Here is a 19380-nt window from a genome sequence, read left to right as displayed (position 1 = left end):
GATCCCTTGACCAGTCCTCTTTTGCAAACCGTCGGCCTCGCCTGTGAGCGAGACTTGCGGCTGCTTTTCGAACACCTCGAATTGAGACTCTCGCCTGGCGATATGGTGCAGGTCAGTGGTCCCAACGGCAGCGGCAAGACCAGCTTGTTGCGCTTGCTGGCCGGATTGATGCAACCGACCGCTGGCCACGTGTTGCTCAACGGCCAGCCGCTGCAGGAGCAGCGCAGCGAACTGGCCCGCAACCTGCTCTGGATCGGCCACGCCGCGGGTATCAAGGACCTGCTGACCCCCGAAGAAAACCTCAGCTGGCTCTGCGCGCTGCATCGGCCCGTCGGGCGGGAGGCGATCTGGCAGGCATTGTCGCGGGTAGGATTGCGCGGTTTCGAAGACGTACCGTGCCATACCCTGTCCGCCGGCCAACAGCGCCGCGTGGCCCTGGCCCGGTTGTATCTGGACAGCCCGCCGCTGTGGATTCTCGACGAACCGTTCACCGCCCTGGACAAACAAGGGGTAGCGCAACTGGAGGAGCATTTGGCTCGCCACTGCGAAAACGCCGGCATGGTGTTGCTGACCACCCACCATACATTGGCCCGGATGCCGACCGGTTACCGCAATATCGATCTGGGGAATTGGGCCGTATGACTGTGTTTGGCCTGTTGCTCGCCCGCGAAGCACGCCTGTTGTTCCGTCGACCGGCCGAACTGGCCAACCCCTTGGTATTTTTCGCCATCGTCATTGCGCTGTTCCCGCTGGCGGTTGGCCCCGAGACTCAATTGTTGCAAACCTTGTCGCCGGGGTTGGTCTGGGTGGCGGCGCTTTTATCGGTCCTGCTCTCGCTGGACGGGCTTTTCCGCAGTGATTTCGAGGACGGCTCGCTGGAACAGTGGGTCCTTTCGTCGCACCCCCTGGCCCTTCTGGTTTTGGCCAAGGTACTGGCACACTGGGTTTTTTCCGGCCTGGCGCTGGTGTTGCTCTCGCCGCTGCTGGCGATGATGCTGGGGTTACCCGCCGCCTGCATGCCGGTGTTGCTGGTGTCTCTGTTGCTGGGTACACCGGTGTTGAGCCTGCTCGGCGCAGTGGGCGCGGCATTGACCGTAGGATTGAAGCGCGGTGGCCTGTTGCTTGCGCTGTTGATCCTGCCGCTGTACATCCCGGTCCTGATTCTCGGCAGCGGGGCTTTGCAAGCCGCGCTGCAAGGCATGCCGGCAACCGGTTATCTGCTGTGGCTTGGGAGCCTGACCGCCCTGGCGATAACCCTGACACCCTTTGCAATAGCTGCTGGCCTGAAGATCAGCGTCGGCGAATAATAATGAGGCCTGGTCAAAAACTGACCACTTCCCGTGAAGTAAAGGCATACCCTGCGGCGCGTGACAGCGAGCCGCGACCGTGATGGAAACAGCAATGAATTGGACCTGGTTTCATAAGCTCGGCTCACCCAAATGGTTCTACGGCATCAGTGGCAGGTTGTTGCCCTGGCTGAGCATCGCCGCACTGCTGCTGATCGGTATCGGCGTGGTCTGGGGCCTGGCTTTCGCCCCTCCGGACTATCAGCAGGGCAACAGTTTCCGCATCATCTATATCCACGTTCCCACGGCGGTGCTGGCCCAGTCCATCTACGTGATGCTGGCGGTATGCGGGGTGGTCGGGCTGGTGTGGAAGATGAAGCTGGCCGACGTTGCCTTGCAATGCGCCGCGCCCATTGGCGCCTGGATGACCGCCGTGGCGCTGGTCACCGGGGCAATCTGGGGCAAGCCGACGTGGGGTTCGTGGTGGGTCTGGGATGCCCGACTGACGTCGATGCTGATCCTGCTGTTCCTGTACTTCGGTCTCATTGCGCTGGGCAACGCCATCAGCAATCGTGAGAGTGCGGCCAAGGCCTGCGCGGTTCTGGCGATTGTCGGCGTGATCAACATCCCGATCATCAAGTATTCGGTGGAATGGTGGAACACCCTGCACCAGGGCGCCACCTTTACCCTGACCGAAAAACCGGCGATGCCCGTGGAAATGTGGCTGCCGTTGCTGCTCACTGCGCTGGGTTTCTACTGTTTCTTCGGCGCGGTGTTGCTGCTGCGCATGCGCCTGGAAGTGCTCAAGCGCGAAGCCCGCGCCAGTTGGGTGAAGGCCGAAGTACAGAACAGCCTGGAGAGCGCTCGATGAGTTTCGCTTCATTCGGCGAGTTTCTCGCCATGGGCCATCATGGCCTGTATGTCTGGTCAGCCTATGGCATTTGCGTGGCCGTGCTGGTCCTCAACGTGGCGGTGCCGATCCTGGCCCGCAAGCGGTATCTGCAACAAGAGGCGCGTCGTTTGCGCCGGGAGAGTGGTCAGTGAATCCGGTGCGCAAAAAGCGTCTTGTCATCATTCTTGCGATCCTGGTGGGGGTGGGCGCCGCGGTCGGCCTGGCCCTCAGCGCCTTGCAACAGAACATCAACCTGTTCTACACCCCGACCCAGATCGCCAATGGCGAAGCACCGAAGGACACGCGCATCCGTGCCGGCGGCATGGTGGAGAAGGGCTCGCTGGTGCGGTCCGGGGATTCGCTGGACGTGACCTTCAACGTCACCGACTTCAACAAGACCGTGACCATCACCTATCGGGGCATACTTCCCGACCTGTTCCGCGAAGGGCAGGGCATCGTCGCCCTGGGCAAGCTCAATGCCGACGGCGTGGTGGTGGCCGATGAGGTGCTGGCCAAGCACGACGAAAAATACATGCCGCCGGAAGTGACCAAGGCTTTGAAAGACAGTGGTCAATCGGCACCTGCTCCCGTGAAGGAGGGCTGATCGATGACGGCAGGACTTTTTATCCCCGAATTGGGCCACCTGGCGATGATCCTGGCCTTGTGTCTGGCCCTGGTACAGGCCTTGGTGCCGTTGCTCGGCGCCTGGCGCGGTGACCGCCTGTGGATGAGCCTGGCGCAACCGGCGGCCTGGGGACAGTTCGCATTCATGGTGTTCGCCTTCGGTTGCCTGACCTATGCCTTCATGGTCGATGACTTCTCCGTGGCATATGTCGCCAGCAACTCCAATAGCGCGTTGCCCTGGTACTACAAGTTCAGCGCGGTGTGGGGTGCCCACGAAGGTTCATTGCTGCTGTGGGCGCTGATCCTCAGCGGCTGGACCTTCGCCGTCTCGGTGTTCTCCCGGCAGTTGCCTCAAGTCATGCTGGCTCGGGTGCTGGCGGTGATGGGCATGATCAGCACCGGTTTCCTGCTGTTCCTGATCGTCACGTCCAACCCGTTCGAGCGCATCCTGCCCCAGGTGCCGATGGATGGCCGCGACCTCAACCCGCTGCTGCAGGACATCGGCCTGATCGTTCACCCGCCGATGCTTTACATGGGCTACGTCGGTTTCTCCGTGGCGTTTGCCTTCGCCATCGCTGCCTTGCTGGGCGGTCGCCTCGATGCCGCCTGGGCCCGCTGGTCGCGTCCATGGACCATTGTCGCCTGGGCCTTCCTCGGTATCGGCATCACCCTCGGTTCCTGGTGGGCCTATTACGAGTTGGGCTGGGGCGGCTGGTGGTTCTGGGACCCGGTGGAGAACGCTTCCTTCATGCCATGGCTGGTGGGGACGGCGCTGATCCATTCTCTGGCCGTCACGGAAAAACGCGGCGTGTTCAAGAGCTGGACGGTATTGCTCGCCATCGCGGCGTTTTCGTTGAGCCTGCTGGGGACTTTCCTGGTGCGTTCCGGCGTGCTGACGTCGGTGCATGCCTTCGCCTCGGACCCTGAGCGTGGCGTGTTCATCCTGATATTCCTGCTGTTCGTGGTCGGCGGTTCGCTGACGCTGTTCGCGGTGCGTGCTCCGGTGGTCAAGAGTCAGGTCGGCTTCAACCTCTGGTCGCGGGAAACCCTGCTGCTGGGCAACAACCTGGTGCTGGTGGTGGCGGCGTCGATGATCCTGTTGGGGACGCTGTACCCGCTGGTGCTCGATGCGCTGTCCGGCGCCAAGCTGTCGGTGGGGCCGCCGTACTTCAATGCATTGTTCATCCCGCTGATGGCGATCCTGATGGTGGTGATGGCGGTCGGCGTGCTGGTGCGCTGGAAAGACACGCCGGTCAAGTGGCTGGTGGGCATGTTGACCCCGGTGCTGCTGGGTACCGCCGCCTTGTCCGTGGTGGCCGGCATCGTCTATGGCGATTTCAACTGGGCGGTGCTGGCGACGTTCGTGCTGGCGGCCTGGGTATTGCTGGCCGGCATCCGGGACATCTTCGACAAGACCCGCCACAAGGGCCTGATCAAGGGCCTGCCAACCCTGACCCGCAGTTACTGGGGCATGCAGATCGCGCACCTGGGCATTGCCGTCTGCGCCCTGGGCGTGGTCCTGTCCAGCCAGAACAGCGCCGAGCGCGACCTGCGGCTGGCGCCGGGCGAGTCCATGGAGCTGGGGGGCTACCAGTTCGTTTTCGAAGGGGCCAAGCATTTCGAAGGGCCGAACTTCACGTCCGACAAGGGCACCGTGCGGGTCATCCGTGACGGCCAGGAAGTGACGGTGCTGCACCCGGAAAAACGCCTCTACACCGTTCAGAACTCAGTAATGACCGAAGCCGGGATCGATGCCGGTTTCACCCGCGACCTCTATGTGGCGCTGGGCGAATCCCTGGGTGAGGGGGCATGGGCGGTACGGGTGCACGTCAAGCCGTTCGTACGCTGGATCTGGTTCGGTGGCCTGCTCACCGGCCTGGGTGGGGCGCTGGCGGCTTTGGACCGGCGCTATCGAGTCAAGGTGAAGACCCGGGTGCGTGAAGCCCTGGGTGTAACGGGAGCCACTGCATGAAACGTTGGTTGATGCTGTTGCCGCTGGCGCTGTTCCTGGTGGTGGCGGTCTTTCTGTACCGGGGGCTGTTCCTGAACCCGGCTGATTTGCCCTCGGCGATGATTGGCAAGCCGTTCCCGGAGTTCACCCTGCCTTCGGTGCAAGGCGACAGGACCCTGACTCGCGCCGATCTGCTGGGCAAGCCAGCGCTGGTCAACGTATGGGGCACCTGGTGCATTTCCTGCCGGGTCGAGCACCCGGTGCTGAATAAGCTGGCCCAGAACGGTGTGGTGATCTACGGCGTCAACTACAAGGACGTCAACGCCGACGCCTTGAAGTGGCTGGCCGAATTCCATAACCCCTACCAACTGGACATTCGCGATGAGGAAGGCACCCTGGGACTGAATCTGGGGGTCTATGGCGCGCCGGAAACCTTCTTCATCGACGCCAAGGGCATCATCCGCGACAAGTTCGTCGGCGTGATCGACGAGCAGGTCTGGCGCGAGAAACTCGCTGCCAAGTATCAGGCGCTGGTGGACGAGGCCAAGCCATGAAGCGCTGGTTAGCCGCTGTCATCCTCGGCTTGAGCCTCGCCGGTGTGGCGCATGCCGCCATCGATACTTATGAGTTTGCCAACGACGCCGAGCGCGAGCGGTTTCGCGAGCTGACCAAGGAACTGCGCTGCCCCAAGTGCCAGAACCAGGACATCGCCGATTCCAATGCGCCGATTGCCGCCGACCTGCGCAAGGAAATCTTCCGCATGCTTGGTGAGGGCAAGGACAACCAGCAGATCATCGATTTCATGGTGGATCGCTACGGTGAGTTCGTGCGCTACAACCCGGCCCTGACCTCCAAGACCGCGCTGCTCTGGTTCGGTCCCGCCGGGCTGTTGCTTGGCGGTTTCGTCGTCATTGCTGTGATCGTGCGCCGTCGCCGGGTCCAGCGCACCGCAGCCCCGGACTCGCTTTCCGTCGAAGAGCGCCAACGCCTCGACCAACTGTTGGATAACACCAAGCATGATTGATTTCTGGCTCGCCGCAGGTCTGCTTCTCCTGGTTGCCCTGAGTTTTCTGCTGATCCCTGTGTTACGCGGTCGCCGCGCCCAGCGGGAAGAGGACCGTACTGCCCTCAACGTAGCGTTGTATCAGGAGCGCGTCGCCGAACTGCAGGCCGAGCAGGAGGAGGGCGTGCTCAACGCCGCGCAATTGGACACCGGCCGCGCCGAAGCTGCCCGTGAATTGCTCGCCGACACCGAAGGCGCCGACGCGCCACGGGAGTCCCGACTGGGCAAGCCATTGCCATTGCTCGCCGCCGTGCTCGTGCCGGTGCTGGGCCTGGGGTTGTACCTGCACTTCGGCGCCAGCGACAAAGTCGAGCTGACCCGCGAATTTGCCCAGGCACCACAGTCGATGGAAGAAATGACCCGGCGCCTGGAAAGGGCCGTGGCGGCCCAACCGGAAAACGCGGAGGGCTTGTATTTCCTGGGGCGTACGTACATGGCCCAGGACCGCCCGGCGGACGCGGCGAAGATCTTCGAGCGCACCGTGGCGCTCGCCGGTCGGCAACCTGAACTGCTCGGGCAATGGGCTCAGGCCCAGTATTTCGCCGACGGGAAGAAATGGTCCGACAAGGTCCAGGCCTTGACCGACGAAGCCCTGAAGGTCGACCCCAAGGAAGTCACCAGTCTGGGCCTGCTGGGGATCGCTGCGTTCGAGGGCGAGCGCTATCAGGACGCTATCGATTACTGGGGACGCCTGCTGGCGCAACTGCCGGAAGGTGACAAGTCCCGTGAGGCCTTGCAGGGCGGCATCGCTCGCGCCACCGAGAAGCTTCAGGCCAGTGGTGGCAAGGTCGCCCCGGCCCCGGCTGCCGTAACGACAGCCGCTGCCGTACTCACGGTGCGCGTCGACCTGGCTCCGGCGGTCAAGGCCAAGGTCAAGCCGGGCGACAGCGTGTTCGTCTTTGCCCGCGCCGCTTCCGGCCCGCCCGCGCCGCTGGCTGCCAAGCGCCTGACGGTCGCTGACCTGCCGGCCAATGTCGAACTGGGCGATGCGGATGCGATGATGCCGCAACTGAAACTGTCGAACTTCCCCGAAGTCCAACTGGTGGCGCGGATTTCCCGCGCCGGTCAACCGACCGCCGGCGAATGGATTGGTCGCAGCCAGCCTCTGGCGAGCAGCACCCGGACGCCGCAACAACTGACCATCGACAGCCCGGACCAATGACAGGAACTCGCACCATGACCGCCCTCGCTCGTATCACCCTGCTTTCGCTCGTCCTGGGCCTGAGCGCTTGTGCGGTCCACCGCCCGCCGGAGCCCTCGGCGCCGTTGCCACCCATCCCGCCTTCCGGACCTGCCAGCAAGCCGGTGCCATCGACGGTCCCCGGCAAACCGGCTACGCCGAGCAAGCCGGCCAAGCCGCTGCCCCGTACTTCCGCCAGCTTCGCCCCGCCGCCGGGCGGCAACAGTCATTGGGACGCAAGGCTTGGGGTCTATGTGTTGGATAACCAGACCAATACCTTTTACCGCCAACGGACCTACTACCGTTGGAATAACGGCTGGAGCCGCTCTGTCAGCCCTAACGGCCCTTGGGAGGAAACCACCATCGAAGGGGTGCCGGCGGGTCTGGGGCGTCAGTTCCGTTAATCGCTCTCCACGACAGCCCGGTCAATGCCATCGGCGGACCGGGCTTTTTTGTATTTCCGAATATGCATTGAACGAAATTTTCACAAATGCTTGAGGACAATTCCTCGCGCTTTTATTGCCGTCGGTTATTTAATGGAAATGCCCCGACCGTTCGTGCAAGATTTGCCCCCTCTGCGCAAACCCCTCGGGCAACAGAGGGGGACGCCGTTGTTCCATCTGTCTCACACACTCCAATAGGTCCTCAAAAGACATGGCAATTCCGGACGCCCTGAGCCCACAGCGAAGTACGCATCGCCTGCTGCAACCGACCGTCAAATCACACTTGGCCTATACCTTGCTCTGTGCCCTGGTGATGATGGTGATGTTCAGCCTGCTGCGCCTGGCGCTGCTGGTTTATAACCGCGAGATGATCCTCGATACCCCGGCTTCGACCTTCGTCGAGGCCTTTGTCAATGGTCTGCGTTTCGACCTGAGACTGGTGGTCTATCTCAGTATTCCGCTGCTGCTGTCCCTGGTCAGTGTCCGGGCAATGGCGGCACGCGGATTCTTCCGTTTCTGGCTGACGGTGACCTCCAGCATCGCGCTGTTCCTGGGCTTGATGGAAATGGACTTTTACCGCGAGTTCCACCAACGGCTCAATGGCCTGGTCTTCCAGTACGTGAAGGAAGATCCGAAGACCGTAATGAGCATGCTCTGGTATGGTTTTCCGGTGGTTCGCTATCTGCTGGCCTGGGTCGGCGGAACCCTTCTCCTGAGTTTTGCATTCAAGGGCGCCGATCGTGCGACCCGACCGCGTGGACCTTTCAGCGGCGGTAGCATCAGCACGCGCCGGGTCGCCCCGTGGTATGGGCGTGTAGCGGTGTTCATGGTCTGCCTGTTGGTGGCCGTCGCTGCCGCCCGTGGCACCCTGCGCCAGGGGCCACCCATGCGTTGGGGGGACGTCTATACCACCGATTCGAATTTCGCCAACCAGTTGGGCCTCAACGGTACGCTGTCGTTGGTGGAAGCGGCCAAGAGTCGGATGTCCGAAGACCGTGACAACATCTGGAAAGCCACCCTCGAACAACCATTGGCCCAGCAGACCGTCCGCGACATGCTGGTGATGCCCGACGACAAACTGGTGGATACCGAGACCGCCGCCGTACGTCGTGATTACACGCCACCGGTCGACAAGACCCTGCCGATCAAGAACGTGGTCGTCATCCTCATGGAAAGCATGGCGGGGCACTCGGTGGGCGCCTTGGGCGCGCCGGGAAACATCACGCCATATCTGGACAAATTGTCCAAGGAAGGCCTGTTGTTCGATCGTTTCTTTTCCAACGGCACCCATACCCACCAGGGTATGTTCGCCACCATGGCCTGTTTCCCGAACCTGCCGGGCTTTGAATACCTGATGCAGACGCCGGAAGGCAGCCACAAGCTGTCGGGCCTGCCGCAACTGCTCAGTGCCCGTGATTACGACGATGTGTACGTCTACAACGGCGATTTTGCCTGGGACAATCAGTCGGGGTTCTTCAGCGGCCAGGGCATGACCAATTTCATCGGGCGTAACGACTTCGTGAACCCGGTATTTTCCGATCCGACCTGGGGTGTGTCCGACCAGGACATGTTCGACCGTGGCCTGATCGAGCTCAAGGCGCGGGAAAATGGCAAACCGTTCTATGCCTTGCTGCAAACCCTGTCCAACCACACGCCGTATGCGCTGCCGACGCCGTTGCCGGTGGAGAAGGTCACTGACCGAGGCAGCCTCAACGAGCACCTGACCGCCATGCGCTATGCCGACTGGGCGCTGGGCCAGTTCTTCGAGAAGGCGCGCAAGGAGCCTTACTTCAAGGAGACGCTGTTTGTGGTGGTAGGCGACCATGGTTTCGGTAACGAACGCCAGATCACCGAAATGGACCTGGGTCGTTTCAACGTGCCGATGCTGCTGATCGGCCCGGGCATCCAGGAAAAGTTCGGCCAACGCAATCACACCGTGGGGACCCAGGTCGACATCGTCCCGACCATCATGGGCCGGATCGGTGGCCAGGTGCGCAACCAATGCTGGGGCCGGGACCTGTTGAACCTGCCGGAAGGCGACACCGGTTTCGGTGTGATCAAGCCATCGGGAAGCGAGCAGACCACGGCGATCATCCGCGACGACCAGATCCTGGTACTGCCAAGGGAGAAGGAAATGGCGCCGAAGATGTACCGCTATGAGTTGGGTAGCAACCCCCGTGCGGAAATCATCCCGGACGCACCGGCTACGGCGCAGATGAGGCTCCAGCTTGAGTCCTTCCTGCAAACGGCCACCAAGAGCCTGCTGGATAACACCGCCGGCGTGGTAGACGGCAAGCCGGACTGATGAGCGATAAAAAAGAGGCCTTGAGAAAGGCCTCTTTTTTTTGCCTGGGTTTTATATCTTGCCCAGTAACAGCAGGATCAACAGCACCACTAACACTACGCCGATGATACCGGATGGGCCGTAACCCCAACTTCTGGAGTGTGGGAAGACCGGCAGGCCACCGATCAGGAGGAGGATCAGGATAATGATGAGTATTGTGCCCATTGTTGATTTCCTTATTGGTCAGTTTCGGAGTGAGACAACTTTTCAACTGCCAGCGCGCTGCATTAAATCCGGGCGGCTTAATAATTCCGACCGTAACGTCCTGTAAAAAATTCAAAGTTTTTAATGGTATTGGCCGGTGAGTTCAAAAGTCGGTGGTGTCTGCATCGCGGGCAAGCCTTGCTCCCACAGATCTTGCTCTCACTGGGACTCTACAAGTTTGTCCCTGCCATTCAGCAATCTGATGGAGGATGGGGCAGGTCGTGTCCTTCGCTACACTCGGCCCATCTCTCCCGGAACAACAAGGCTGTTTCCTATGCAAAATCGCATGATGATCACCGGTGCCGGCTCCGGCCTGGGTCGCGAAATCGCGCTGCGCTGGGCCCGTGAAGGTTGGCGCCTGGCCTTGTCGGATGTCAGTGAGGCGGGCCTTGCGCAGACACTCAAGCTGGTGCGTGATGCCGGCGGCGACGGCTTCGTCCAGCGCTGTGATGTGCGCGACTACAGTCAGCTGACTGCATTTGCCCAGGCCTGCGATGAGAAGCTCGGTGGCATCGATATCATCGTCAATAATGCTGGCGTGGCGTCGGGCGGCTTTTTCAGTGAGCTATCCCTGGAGGACTGGGACTGGCAGATCGCGATCAATCTGATGGGGGTGGTCAAGGGCTGCAAGGCGTTCCTGCCGTTGCTGGAAAAAAGCCATGGCAAGATCATCAACATCGCTTCCATGGCAGCGCTGATGCAAGGGCCGGCGATGAGCAACTACAACGTGGCCAAGGCCGGCGTGGTCGCCTTGTCGGAAAGCTTGCTGGTGGAGTTGGCGCAGCAGGAAATCGGTGTGCACGTCGTCTGCCCGTCGTTCTTCCAGACCAACTTGCTGGACTCTTTCCGTGGCCCGACCCCGGCGATGAAAGCCCAGGTGGGCAAATTGCTGGAGAGTTCGCCCATTACGGCAGCCGACATCGCCGATTACATTTATCGTCAGGTGGCACAGGGCGAGTTCCTGATCTTGCCTCATGAGCAGGGGCGCCTGGCCTGGGCGACCAAGCAGAAGAATCCGCAGCTGCTTTACGATGAGATGACCGCCATGGCCGATAAAATGCGCGCCAAGGCCCGCCAAAGCTCGAGTTGACCTGGGCGCTCGGTGTCCTCAGGATGTCGCCATCCGGCCTTCCTGATGGACATTCCAATGCTCAATTACTTGTGGTTTTTACTGGCCGCGCTGTTTGAAATCGCTGGCTGCTACGCCTTCTGGATGTGGCTGCGCCAGGGCAAAAGCGCCTGGTGGATCGCGCCGGCATTGCTCAGCCTCACGCTGTTCGCGCTGCTGTTGACTCGCATTGAGGCAACGTATGCCGGTCGCGCCTATGCCGCCTATGGCGGTATCTACATCATCGCCTCGATCGGCTGGCTGGCGGTGGTGGAACGCGCCAGGCCGCTGGGATCCGACTGGATCGGCGTGGCGCTCTGTGTGTTGGGAGCCAGCGTCATTCTGTTCGGTCCGCGGTTCTCGGCTTCCTGAGAACCGGACAATTCCACAGGGTTTTGCAGGACGTTTCCGTCAGTCACGAGTGCCTTGTTTGTAGGGGTTTACTGAATTCTTGTCGTTGTCTTGTGAACATGCGTGAGGCCGGGCATGGTCAAGGTCCAGACATTCTTAAGGACAAGGACCATGCTCGTATTAAGCCGTGCTGTGGGTGAACTGATTTCCATCGGTGATGATATTTCCGTCCGGGTGCTGTCGGTCAACGGCACCACCGTGCGGTTCGGCGTGGAAGCGCCACGGCACATCGATGTTCATCGCTTTGAAATCTACGAGAAAATCCAGAAAAAGAAGGCGCAAGCCACGCCTGGGGCGTGTTCAGTCAAATAGGTGTTTGGGCACGTCGTGCTTGAGCATCAATTGGCACTGTTCGCTTTCGGGGTCGAAGACGATCATCGCCTGACCTTTCGTCAGGGCTTGTCGAACCCGCAACACTCGCGTCTCCAGGGGCGTGTCGTCGCCGTTGTCGGTGCCGTCGCGGGTCACGAAATCCTCTATCAGGCGAGTGAGCGTGTCGACTTCGAGTTGGTCGTGGGGAATCAGCATGGTCTACCTCGGCTGGATAATGTCGCGATGCTACGTCCAATGGACGATGGCGGCTAGCCTTGGGGACGTGGGTGTCCGGGTGATTGCCATCGCGAGCAGGCTCGCTCCCACAAGGTTTGTATGGAACACGACATGTGCATCCGCTGAAGATCCCCTGTGGGAGCGAGCCTGCTCGCGATGACGATCGCCCAGGCAACAAAAAGTGCCGGTCAGTTCTCTGAACGCTGCCCCACCAGGCTGTCCACCGACGGCACGCGGGTATCGCTTTCCATCTGTGCATCATGCTCGATCTGATGGCTGAAGCGGTCCAGGGAGCCTTGGGCCGGTTGCGCGTCGCTGGCAAACACTGGCGGGCTGAGGATATAGGCACCCAGCAGGCGGCTGAGCGCGGCGAGGCTGTCGATGTGGGTGCGTTCGTAGCCATGGGTGGCATCGCAGCCGAAGGCGAGCAGGGCGGTGCGGATGTCGTGGCCGGCAGTGATGGCCGAATGGGCATCGCTGAAGTAATAGCGGAACAGGTCCCGGCGGGCCGGCAGGTCGTTTTCCTTGGCCAGGCGCAGCAGGTGCCGGGACAGGTGATAGTCGTAGGGGCCGCCGGAGTCTTGCATCGCCACGCTCACCGCGTGTTCGCTGGAGTGCTGGCCCGGCGCGACCGGCGCGATGTCGATGCCGACGAATTCGCTGACGTCCCAGGGCAGCGCGGCGGCGGCACCGGTGCCAGTTTCCTCGGTGATGGTGAACAGCGGATGACAATCGATCAGCAGTTCCTCGCCGCTGTCCACGATGGCCTTGAGCGCCGCCAGCAACGCTGCCACGCCGGCCTTGTCGTCCAGGTGCCGGGCGCTGATGTGGCCGCTCTCGGTGAACTCCGGCAAAGGATCGAAAGCGACGTAGTCTCCGACGCCCACCCCCAGGGTCTCGCAATCGGCGCGGGTGGCGCAGTAGGCGTCCAGGCGCAGTTCGATGTGGTCCCAACTGATGGGCATCTCATCCACGGCGGTGTTGAACGCGTGGCCGGACGCCATCAATGGCAGCACACTGCCGCGAATCACCCCGGTGTCGGTGAACAGGCTGACCCGGCTACCTTCGGCAAACCGGCTGGACCAACAACCCACCGGGGCCAGGGTCAGGCGGCCGTTGTCCTTGATGGCACGCACAGTAGCGCCGATGGTGTCCAGGTGGGCGGATACGGCGCGGTCCGGGCTGTTCTTGCGGCCCTTGAGGGTTGCGCGAATCGTGCCGCGCCGGGTCATCTCGAAAGGAATGCCCAGTTCTTCGAGCCGCTCGGCGACATAGCGCACGATGGTGTCGGTGAAGCCGGTGGGGCTGGGAATGGCCAGCATTTCCAGCAGGACCTTTTGCAGGTAGTCGAGATCCGGTTCGGGAATTTTGCTGATCATGGAAACTCCTGATCGGTTGGTTTCGATGAGTGGCCCGTCTTCTGAAGGGTGGGTGTCAGGTCGCCGTTGTCCGCCCTGACATATTGTGGGAGCGAGCCTCGCGATGAGGCCCGCTCAGGCGCTACATCGCTATAAGGCCACCGCCTGGCTATGGGGAAACAACAGATCCACAAAACGCTCGGCGGTAGGTTGCGGTTCATGATTGGCCAGGCCGGCGCGTTCGTTGGCTTCGATGAAGACGTATTCGGGCTGGTCGGCAGCTGGCACCAGAAGGTCGAGGCCAACCATGGGAATGTCCAGCGCCCGCGCGGCGCGTACCGCCGCATCGGCCAGGGTCGGATGAAGAATGCCGGTGACATCCTCCAGCACGCCGCCTGTGTGAAGGTTAGCCGTGCGTCGCACGAACAGATGTTCGCCAGCCGGCAGGACACTGTCGTAGTCATAACCCGCCGCGCTCAGGGTGCGTTGGGTCTCCGCGTCCATCGGGATTTTGCTTTCGCCCCCGGTAGCCGCCTGCCGACGGCGGCTCTGTGCTTCGATCAACGCGCCGATGGTGTGCTGGCCGTCACCGATCACCTCCGCCGGACGCCGGATCGCTGCTGCCACCACTTCGAAGTTGATCACCAGGATCCGCAGGTCCAAGCCTTCGTGGAAACTCTCCAACAGCACCCGGCTGTCAAATTGCCGGGCGGCTTCGATGGCGCTCTGCACGTCTTCGATGGTGCGCAGGTCCACCGCCACGCCCTGGCCCTGTTCACCGTCCAGCGGCTTGACCACCACCCGTGCGTGCTCATCGAGAAACGCCAGGTTGTCGTCGGCATTGCCTGCCATCTGTTGGGCCGGCAGGTTCAGGCCGGCGTTTTTCAGGACCTTGTGGGTCAGGCTTTTGTTCTGGCACAACGTCATGCTGATGGCGCTGGTCAGGTCGCTCAGGGATTCGCGGCAACGAACCCGGCGGCTGCCGTGGATCAGCGTGAACAGCCCGGCCTCCGCGTCGTCCACCTGCACTTCGATACCCCGGCGATGCGCCTCGTCGACGATGATCCGGGCATAGGGATTGAATTGCGCTTCGGGCCCCGGGCCCAGGAACAGCGGTTGATTGATGCCGTTCTTGCGCTTGATGGCAAAGGTGGACAGGTTACGGAAGCCGAGCTTGGCATAAAGGTTTTTCGCCAGGCGGTTATCGTGCAGCACCGACAGGTCGAGGTAACTCAACCCCCGGCTCATGAAGTGCTCGATGAGGTGACGCACCAGCACTTCGCCAACCCCTGGCCTTGAACATTGCGGGTCCACGGCCAGGCACCAGAGGCTGCTGCCGTTTTCCGGATCGTTGAAGGCTTTCTGGTGATTCAGGCCCATGACGCTGCCGATCACCGCGCCGGTGTCATCGTCTTCCGCCAACCAATAGACCGGCCCTCCCTGGTGGCGCGGGGTCAGTCGTTGTGCGTCGATAGGCAGCATGCCCCGGGCCAGGTAGAGCTGGTTGATGGCTTGCCAGTCGGTCTCGCTCTGGGCCCGGCGAATTCGGAAACCGCGAAACACCCGTGTGGCTTGCCGATAGTCGCTGAACCACAGGCGCAGTGTGTCGGAGGGATCGAGGAACAGATGCGCCGGCTCCAGTCCCAGCACTTGCTGGGGAGCGGCGACGTATAACGCGATGTCGCGCTCGCCGGGTTGTTCGTTGAGCAGCTCCCGGGCCAGGGTGGCAGGGTCCGGGAAGGTGTGGCCGATCAGCAATCGGCCCCAGCCGCAATGCACGGCGATGGGAGCTGCGCCCAGTTCGCTGCCATCTTCGGCCAGACGAGCCTGCAAGCGCTCGTAGGAGGGGGCCTGGCCGCGCAGCAGGCGTTGGTTGTGAACGGTAGGGTTGGGTTTCATCAATCAGATTCCTTGCTCGCTGAGCCACAGGTTCAGCGCTGCCAGTTGCCACAGCCGGGAGCCGCGCAATGGGGTGAGCTGGCCGTTAGGGTCGGTGAGCAGGCGGTCGAGCATGGCCGGTTTGAACAGGCCGCGATCCTGGCTCGGGTCCAGCAGCAGTTCGCGAACCCAGGCGAGGGTATCGCCTTCCAGGTGCTTGAGACCGGGCACCGGGAAATAGCCCTTCTTGCGGTCGATCACTTCGCCGGGGATCACCCGCCGGGCCGCTTCCTTGAGCACCTGCTTGCCGCCGTCGGGCAATTTGAATTTCGCCGGGACCCGGGCCGAGAGTTCTACCAGTCGGTAATCCAGGAACGGCGTGCGAGCTTCCAGACCCCAGGCCATGGTCATGTTGTCGACTCGCTTGACCGGGTCGTCTACCAGCATCACGGTGCTGTCCAGGCGCAGCGCCTTGTCCACCGCCGCGTCTGCACCCGGCTGGGCGAAGTGGTCCTTGACGAAATCACCGGCCGCGTCGTGAGCGACCAGCCATTGGGGTTGCACGGTGGCGGCGTACTCTTCATAACTGCGATCAAAGAACGCCGCACGATAGGCCGCGTAAGGGTCGCTGGCACCGTCCACCTGCGGGTACCAGTGGTAACCGGCGAACAGTTCATCGGCGCCCTGGCCGCTTTGCACCACTTTGCAATGCTTGGACACTTCCCGCGATAGCAGATAGAACGCAATGCAGTCGTGGCTGACCATCGGTTCGCTCATGGCGCGGAAAGCCGCCGGCAGTTGTTCGATGATCTCTTTTTCGTCGATGCGCAACTGGTGATGACGGGTGCCGTAGTGCTTGGCGATCAGGTCCGAATACTGGAACTCGTCACCTCGCTCGCCACCGGCATCTTGGAAACCGATGGAGAAGGTCGACAGGTTTTCCACACCGACTTCCCGCAACAGTCCTACCAGCATGCTCGAATCCACGCCGCCGGACAGCAGCACACCGACATCCACGGCGGCCCGCTGACGGATCGCGACAGCCTCGCGGGTACTGTCGAGCACGCGATCGATCCAGTCTTCCAGGTTAAGGTTCTGTTCATCGGCTCGTGGGCCGTAGGGCAGGGTCCACCAGGTTTTCTGTTCGCTGCTGCCATCGGCTTCGATGCGCATCCAGGTGGCCGGTGGCAGTTTTTCAACGCCGGCCAGCAACGTGCGGGGGGCCGGGACCACTGCGTGGAAATTCAGAAAGTGATTGAGTGCCACCGGGTCGAGCACCGGACTGATGTCGCCCCCCTTGAGCAGTGCCGGCAGCGCGGAGGCAAAACGCAACCGCTGGCCGGTGCGCGACAGGTATAAAGGCTTGACGCCGAGCCGGTCGCGGGCGAGGAACAGCCGCTTGGCGTCGCGTTCCCAGATGGCGAAGGCGAACATGCCGTTGAGCTTGGGCAGCAGCGCTTCACCCCAGGCGTGATAGCCCTTGAGCAGCACTTCGGTGTCGCCACCCGAGTAAAAGGCATAGCCCAGCGCTTCGAGCTCGGCGCGCAGTTCCGGATAGTTATAGATCGCACCGTTGAACGCCAGGGACAGACCCAGTTGATTGTCGATCATCGGCTGGGCCGAGCCATCGGACAGGTCCATGATTTTCAGGCGACGGTGGCCCAGGGCAATCGGGCCCTGGCTATGGAAGCCCCACGCGTCGGGGCCGCGAGGGGCCAAGTGATGGGTGATTCGCTCTACGGCCGCAAGGTCCGCAGGTTGTTGATCGAAACGTAACTCTCCAGCTAATCCGCACATAAGTCCTTACCGGTTTTTCCGTTGGGGAGGGGTCAAGCGGTACGCGCCGATAGGGCGGGTACTCTGAAACTGACCGGAGGGATTGCCGTGAGTTTTATATCGATGCGTTATAAGCCGATGGATGGGGACTGGCTCGCTCCCACAGATGTTGTGGCATGTCGGCAATGGTGTCAGGGTTTGCCACGAATCAACGACCGCAACGCAAACCGGTTCGGGTGGCAGGCCTCGGCCACGCTGCGGGGCAGAGGAAGGGGTTCGTTTTCCAGCCAGGCGGCGATCAATTCGCCCGACAGCGGGGCGGTGATCAGGCCCCGGGACCCGTGGCCGCTGTTGATGTACAGGCCGTCGAGCCAGGGGCAGGGGGTATCCGGTACCTGGCGGGCATCCTTGCCCAGTACCGAATAGGCCTCGGTGAACGCTTGGCTATCGGCCAATGGGCCGACGATGGGCAGGTAGTCCGGGCTGGTGCAACGGAACGCCGCGCGGCCTTCGAGGTTTTCCGGGGCCAGGGCGTCGGCCTCCAGACGATCCAGCAGATCGGCGGAAATTTCCTCCAGCATCTGTAGGTTGCCGGCATGTTCGGCAGCGGTGGGGGTCAGGTCGTCGCTGTTGAAGTCGAAACTGGCACCGAGGGTATGCTCGCCCAGCCGCACCGGGGCCACGTAGCCTTCGGCGCAGACCACGGTGCGCAGGTCCTGGCTGCGGGCGGTCTGCGGCAAGCGAGTGATCTGCCCGCGGATGCGCTTGAGCGGCAGGTCGGCGGCCGGTTCGAAACGTTTGATTTCGGCGGCACTGGCGAGGATCGCCACCGGTGCGCTGGCCAGGCACCGTTTGCCATCCCAAGCTTGCCATTGCCCGTCGACGCGGCGCAGCTCCAATACTTCATGGTGAGTCTGTAGGTCGATGGCCGGCGCCGAAGCCTGCCAGCGGCACAACGCCGGCGGATGCACCCAACCACCCTCGGGATAGAACACGCCGCCACAGGCCAGGCCGATGCCCGCGCGCGCCTCGGCCTCGGGCTGGTCGAGTCGATGCAGCAAATCTTGGGGAAACGCCTCGGCCAGTTGGGCCTGGCGTTCGGCTTCCTTGTGGTTGAAGGCCAGTTGCAGGACACCACAACCGTCCCAGTCAACGCCCCGTTGCAGATGTTCGAGCAAGCGTCGGGTGTAGCCGAAACCGCTGAGGATTATCTGCGACAATGCCGTGCCATGGGCGGAAAGCTTGAGGTACAGCACGCCCTGGGGGTTACCGGACGCTTCTTCGGCCAATCCGGCGTGGCGTTCCAGCAGCGTGACCTGCCAGCCTCGTGCCGCGAGACTGGCCGCGCTGGCGCAACCGGCCAGGCCGCCGCCGATCACCAGTGCGCGGCGCTCTCCGGCCAGTGGGGCGGGGCGGTCATACCAGGGTTTCGCCTGGGATGGTGCCGGCGTCTGCTCCGGCCAGCCGAGATAAGTCCCTCGAAGAATTTCCCATTTATGGCCGATGCCCGGTGTGCGCTTCATCTTGAATCCGGCCGAGTTCAGCAGCCGGCGCACCCAACCTGTACTGGTGAAGGTACTCAAGGTGGCGTCGGGTGCCGCCAGCCGCGCCAGCTCGGCGAACAGTTCGGCGGTCCACATATCGGGATTCCTGGCCGGCGCGAAGCCGTCCAGGAACCAGGCGTCGATCTGCCCGTCCAGTTGCGGCAACTGTTCCAACGCGTCGCCGATCATCAGGGTCAGCGTGACGCGTCCACCCGCCAGTACCAGGCGCTGGAAGCCCTGGTGAATCGCGACGTACTGTTCAAGCAGTTGATCGGCCTGGCCCTTGAGCGACGGCCACAGGGCGAGCGCGCGCTGCAGGTCCGCCGGAGTCAGCGGGTATTTTTCGACGCTGACAAAGTGCAAGCGTGCCCCGGCCGGCGCGCATTGCTCGAACAACTGCCAGGCACAGAGGAAATTCAGACCGGTGCCAAAGCCGGTTTCACCGATCACCAGCCGGCCGTTGTCCGGCAACGCGGTAAAACGCTCGGCCAGGTTGTTCTGCTCCAGGAACACGTAGCGGGTTTCTTCCAGCCCCGAGTGGTCGGAAAAATACACGTCGTCGAACACCCGCGAGCGCGGGCGACCGTGTTCGTCCCAGTCGAGTTGGGCGTGGAGCTGGATGGGTGTCATGGCAGGCTCGGTGAAAACGGGGAGGCCATTCTAGCCGATCGCTATCGGCTTGCTTGATCCATCGCAACAGACTGCGCATCTGGATGGAATCTGCTGCGCGTCGGCGTATCCAATCCGCTAGTCTTGGCCCATTCCCTGG

At 62.2% G+C, this 19380-nt stretch carries 20 protein-coding genes; 14 read left to right on the top strand and 6 right to left on the bottom strand.

Going from position 1 to position 19380, the window contains the following annotated elements:
• Positions 1-6: 6 nt before the first annotated feature.
• The 11 genes from ccmA (at position 7) to LCU97_RS02290 (ending at position 9744) form a co-directional block, all read left to right on the top strand.
• Positions 7-642, top strand: coding sequence for a cytochrome c biogenesis heme-transporting ATPase CcmA (gene ccmA / locus LCU97_RS02340; protein WP_232775456.1), 636 nt, complete (start codon positions 7-9; stop codon positions 640-642).
• Positions 639-1307 (top strand): heme exporter protein CcmB, encoded by a 669-nt coding sequence (gene ccmB, locus LCU97_RS02335; protein ID WP_053154995.1) that lies wholly within the window; start codon positions 639-641, stop codon positions 1305-1307. The genes ccmA and ccmB overlap by 4 nt, the downstream gene beginning before the upstream one ends.
• Positions 1308-1401: 94 nt before the next feature.
• Positions 1402-2157: a heme ABC transporter permease gene (locus LCU97_RS02330; protein ID WP_053154997.1), complete on the top strand. Its 756-nt coding sequence runs from the start codon at positions 1402-1404 to the stop codon at positions 2155-2157.
• Complete coding sequence (gene ccmD / locus LCU97_RS02325) at positions 2154-2330, top strand: heme exporter protein CcmD (RefSeq protein WP_053154998.1); 177 nt, start codon at positions 2154-2156, stop codon at positions 2328-2330. The genes LCU97_RS02330 and ccmD overlap by 4 nt, the downstream gene beginning before the upstream one ends.
• Complete coding sequence (gene ccmE / locus LCU97_RS02320; RefSeq protein WP_053154999.1) at positions 2327-2782, top strand: cytochrome c maturation protein CcmE; 456 nt, start codon at positions 2327-2329, stop codon at positions 2780-2782. Before ccmD ends, ccmE begins: the two co-directional genes overlap by 4 nt.
• 3 nt (positions 2783-2785) lie before the next feature.
• A complete protein-coding gene (locus LCU97_RS02315) occupies positions 2786-4774 on the top strand; it encodes a heme lyase CcmF/NrfE family subunit (RefSeq protein WP_232775455.1) in 1989 nt (662 codons plus the stop codon).
• A complete protein-coding gene (locus LCU97_RS02310; RefSeq protein ID WP_053155003.1) occupies positions 4771-5307 on the top strand; it encodes a DsbE family thiol:disulfide interchange protein in 537 nt (178 codons plus the stop codon). Before LCU97_RS02315 ends, LCU97_RS02310 begins: the two co-directional genes overlap by 4 nt.
• Positions 5304-5777, top strand: a complete 474-nt coding sequence (locus LCU97_RS02305; RefSeq protein WP_053155005.1) for a cytochrome c-type biogenesis protein — start codon at positions 5304-5306, stop codon at positions 5775-5777. The genes LCU97_RS02310 and LCU97_RS02305 overlap by 4 nt, the downstream gene beginning before the upstream one ends.
• Positions 5770-6978: a c-type cytochrome biogenesis protein CcmI gene (ccmI, locus tag LCU97_RS02300; RefSeq protein ID WP_053155007.1), complete on the top strand. Its 1209-nt coding sequence runs from the start codon at positions 5770-5772 to the stop codon at positions 6976-6978. Before LCU97_RS02305 ends, ccmI begins: the two co-directional genes overlap by 8 nt.
• Positions 6979-6992: 14 nt before the next feature.
• Entirely contained in the window at positions 6993-7400 is a 408-nt protein-coding gene (locus LCU97_RS02295; protein ID WP_232775454.1) for a hypothetical protein, read from the top strand.
• Positions 7401-7650: 250 nt separating this feature from the next.
• The gene (locus LCU97_RS02290) at positions 7651-9744 is read left to right on the top strand and encodes an LTA synthase family protein (RefSeq protein ID WP_053155011.1); all 2094 of its coding nucleotides are present in this window, start codon (positions 7651-7653) and stop codon (positions 9742-9744) included.
• Between the two features lie 51 nt (positions 9745-9795).
• Here LCU97_RS02290 and LCU97_RS02285 read toward each other — a convergent pair whose 3' ends face one another.
• Positions 9796-9948, bottom strand: a complete 153-nt coding sequence (locus tag LCU97_RS02285; RefSeq protein WP_018606531.1) for a DUF3309 family protein — start codon at positions 9946-9948, stop codon at positions 9796-9798.
• A gap of 313 nt (positions 9949-10261) precedes the next feature.
• Here LCU97_RS02285 and LCU97_RS02280 point away from each other — a divergent pair, with 313 nt between their 5' ends.
• The 3 genes from LCU97_RS02280 to csrA all read left to right on the top strand — a co-directional run bounded on the left by LCU97_RS02280 (position 10262) and on the right by csrA (position 11818).
• On the top strand, positions 10262-11077 hold the full coding sequence (locus LCU97_RS02280) for an SDR family oxidoreductase (RefSeq protein ID WP_053155016.1): 816 nt from the start codon (positions 10262-10264) through the stop codon (positions 11075-11077).
• A gap of 57 nt (positions 11078-11134) precedes the next feature.
• Complete coding sequence (locus tag LCU97_RS02275) at positions 11135-11467, top strand: YnfA family protein (protein WP_053155017.1); 333 nt, start codon at positions 11135-11137, stop codon at positions 11465-11467.
• Positions 11468-11617: 150 nt separating this feature from the next.
• Entirely contained in the window at positions 11618-11818 is a 201-nt protein-coding gene (gene csrA / locus LCU97_RS02270) for a carbon storage regulator CsrA (protein ID WP_053155018.1), read from the top strand.
• Here csrA and LCU97_RS02265 read toward each other — a convergent pair.
• The 5 genes from LCU97_RS02265 to mnmC all read right to left on the bottom strand — a co-directional run bounded on the left by LCU97_RS02265 (position 11807) and on the right by mnmC (position 19241).
• On the bottom strand, positions 11807-12034 hold the full coding sequence (locus LCU97_RS02265) for a YheU family protein (RefSeq protein WP_024778700.1): 228 nt from the start codon (positions 12032-12034) through the stop codon (positions 11807-11809). The genes csrA and LCU97_RS02265 overlap by 12 nt on opposite strands.
• 209 nt (positions 12035-12243) lie before the next feature.
• Positions 12244-13434, bottom strand: a complete 1191-nt coding sequence (locus LCU97_RS02260; protein WP_053155020.1) for an osmoprotectant NAGGN system M42 family peptidase — start codon at positions 13432-13434, stop codon at positions 12244-12246.
• A 129-nt stretch (positions 13435-13563) separates the two neighbouring features.
• Positions 13564-15312, bottom strand: coding sequence for an N-acetylglutaminylglutamine synthetase (gene ngg / locus LCU97_RS02255; RefSeq protein WP_232775453.1), 1749 nt, complete (start codon positions 15310-15312; stop codon positions 13564-13566).
• Between the two features lie 3 nt (positions 15313-15315).
• Positions 15316-17088, bottom strand: a complete 1773-nt coding sequence (locus LCU97_RS02250; protein ID WP_053155024.1) for an N-acetylglutaminylglutamine amidotransferase — start codon at positions 17086-17088, stop codon at positions 15316-15318.
• Between the two features lie 170 nt (positions 17089-17258).
• A complete protein-coding gene (gene mnmC, locus LCU97_RS02245) occupies positions 17259-19241 on the bottom strand; it encodes a bifunctional tRNA (5-methylaminomethyl-2-thiouridine)(34)-methyltransferase MnmD/FAD-dependent 5-carboxymethylaminomethyl-2-thiouridine(34) oxidoreductase MnmC (RefSeq protein WP_232775452.1) in 1983 nt (660 codons plus the stop codon).
• Positions 19242-19380: the final 139 nt, after the last annotated feature.

The organism is Pseudomonas uvaldensis, from assembly GCF_021271205.1.
GTDB lineage: Bacteria > Pseudomonadota > Gammaproteobacteria > Pseudomonadales > Pseudomonadaceae > Aquipseudomonas > Aquipseudomonas uvaldensis.
Note: the sequence above shows the minus strand (reverse complement) of the source record. Positions and strands in the feature narration are given on the sequence as shown.